Origin of the sequence: Pseudorhodobacter sp. (assembly GCF_030452865.1) — a bacterium.
In the GTDB taxonomy this organism is placed as follows: Bacteria; Pseudomonadota; Alphaproteobacteria; order Rhodobacterales; family Rhodobacteraceae; genus Pseudorhodobacter.
Map to the genome: position 1 here is coordinate 1 of NZ_JAKDLJ010000516.1, position 2130 is coordinate 2130.

A 2130-nucleotide genomic window follows, 5' to 3' on the forward strand; every position below is an offset into this window, starting at 1 on the left:
GCCGATTTCAGGCTTTCGACCACCTGATCAACCGCCGTTTCACCGCTGTGGATGAACCCGATCGCCGCGTCATAGCCCAAAGCGTTCAGCTTTGACTCATCCGCTCGCAGCGCCAGTTCCAGCTTTTCCGGTGTCATCCCCGGCCATTTGGCATAGTTCACGACGCTGGGATGCCAACCCACGAGCAAAACCTTTTTCGTCATCTGTATTTTCCCCATCCTGAATTCTGTCTATTGTAATCGGGTTGGCCAAAATCGACCTTGGCGGATTTAATTTACATGGAAAGTATATTCGTGGCAACGGAAACTGTGCCAAAAAGACCAATCTCCCTTGGGCGGCAGCTTAATTTTGCCGCCGGGGCGAGCATGTCGATGTGCAATGCGCTCCTGGATGCGCATGGTCTGACCTTGCCTCAATGGGTGGTGTTGTCGGTCCTGTGGGCGCAGGACGGTCTGACAGTGGGTGCGATAGCCGAGTATACCGGCAACAACCTTCCCGCCACCTCGCGCATTCTGGACCGGATGGTCGAGAAAAGCCTGCTGCGCCGAGAGGAGGATGCGCAGGATCGACGCACGGTGCGGATCATGCTTTGTCCGGCGGGGGATCGGTTGCGCCCCCTTGCACGGTTTCATGAACAGGTGAATGACGCGCTGATGGCAGGTTTCACACCGCAGGAAACGTCGCAGCTTTTGGCCTTGCTGGACCGCGTAGAGCAGAATGCGCGCGCCGTGATACGGTCTGAAACCAGCGACGAAAGTAACGGCGGCAACAGAACCGCATAGCCCGTGAGTTCCGTTGATTCCAGCGGGATGCCGTTCGCCGAGCGTGACCCCCGCGCCCTGTTCGACGCGCGCGAGCGCGGCAAGATCATCAGCACGACGCAGCTCGGGCCATGATTCTTCGACGAAAAACCTGCCTTGGATCAGGCGTTCAACTTTCTGGCAAATGAACGGGCAATCACTGCCCCCACCAGCGCCGCCGCGACCCCTTCCAGCCCAAGACCAAGCGCGGGCATAGCCAGCGCCAGAACGGCAAAGCCCGGCAACACAAACCGCGAGGGCCCTTGCAGGCAATAGCGGTCCCGCACCAGCCACAGTATCAGAAGATACAGCACCAACGGCACCGCCACGGCGTAATCGCCACCCAGCAGGCTGATCGCGGCATGGCCTGTCACCACATCCACCAGAACCGCGAACCCGGCGCCCACCGCAGCCACGGACGCGAACAACACCGAATGGCCATAGCCCCACAGCAAAGCGCGCGGCAGACTTTGGGTTTCGAGATGTTCGTCCTCGGTGAAGTAGAGCGACCACATCGAAAAACCGATGATCAGGGCGGAAAGCGCGATATGCACCAGCGCAATCTCAAAGTGATCCTCCAGGGCGGCGCGCAGGGCCAAGGATGCCGCGAGCATCACTTCGCCCAATGTGATGATCGTCAGCAGGCCATAGCGCTCCATGATATGGTGTCGGTGCCAGGGCGTCTCGCCCTGCCGTTCCGCCACCACGGGCACCGCAAGCTCCAATACCGCCCCCAGGACAAAGAGCGCATAAACCAGTGTCTCGCCGACCGGGCCGATGAACAGCAAAGTGACCCAATAGCATTGAACAATCGCGATCCCTGCGGCATAGAGCAACGACGACGCACGCCGCAGCGGATCATGGAACGCCGCGCGAAGCCATAGCGCGATCATCGCGACCCGCATGATCACATAGCCCAGGATCGGCATTCTCAGATCGAGATGTTGCATAAGTTGGTCAATGCTCGCCGCCATCACCAACGCGCCCGCCATGATCACCATGGTCAGAAGGCGGAACAGGGTATCGTCATTGTCGTAAGCCGAGGCGAACCAGGTGTAGTTCATCCATGCCCACCAGATCGCGAAGAAGGCCATGATGAAGCGCAACACACCTTCCAGCAAATGCCCGCCCGCAACCGCGTGATGCAGCCCTGCGGCAGCGGCGGCGATGGCGATGACAATGACCAGATCGAACAAAAGCTCCAACTGGGTGGATGTGCGATGCGGCTCATGCTGATCGCGCGCGGGCATCGGGCGCAGGAAAGGGTTGGCGCGGGTGGTGGGCATCATCAATCCTGTCAATTATCAAGGCGAAACGCGGCTGGCCGATC

2 protein-coding genes and 1 pseudogene are annotated in these 2130 nt (G+C 59.7%); 1 reads left to right on the plus strand and 2 read right to left on the minus strand.

The genetic code is table 11. The features are described from left to right. Window positions 1-203, minus strand: a pseudogene (locus L0H65_RS18855) (hypothetical protein); the annotation flags it as partial. 75 nt (window positions 204-278) lie between these two features. Here L0H65_RS18855 and L0H65_RS18860 point away from each other — a divergent pair. After that, entirely contained in the window at window positions 279-782 is a 504-nt protein-coding gene (locus L0H65_RS18860; protein ID WP_301460736.1) for a MarR family winged helix-turn-helix transcriptional regulator, read from the plus strand. Window positions 783-922: 140 nt separating this feature from the next. Here the strand turns inward: L0H65_RS18860 and L0H65_RS18865 are convergent, their stop codons facing one another. Then, entirely contained in the window at window positions 923-2086 is a 1164-nt protein-coding gene (locus L0H65_RS18865) for a low temperature requirement protein A (RefSeq protein ID WP_301460737.1), read from the minus strand. Between the last annotated feature and the right edge of the window lie 44 nt (window positions 2087-2130).

What these genes read in the sequence shown, in the direction of transcription:
- L0H65_RS18860 (WP_301460736.1), top strand. Translation starts at nt 279, where the DNA reads ATGGAAAGTATATTCGTGGCAACGGAAACTGTGCCAAAAAGACCAATC.
- L0H65_RS18865 (WP_301460737.1), bottom strand. Translation starts at nt 2,086, where the DNA reads ATGCCCACCACCCGCGCCAACCCTTTCCTGCGCCCGATGCCCGCGCGC.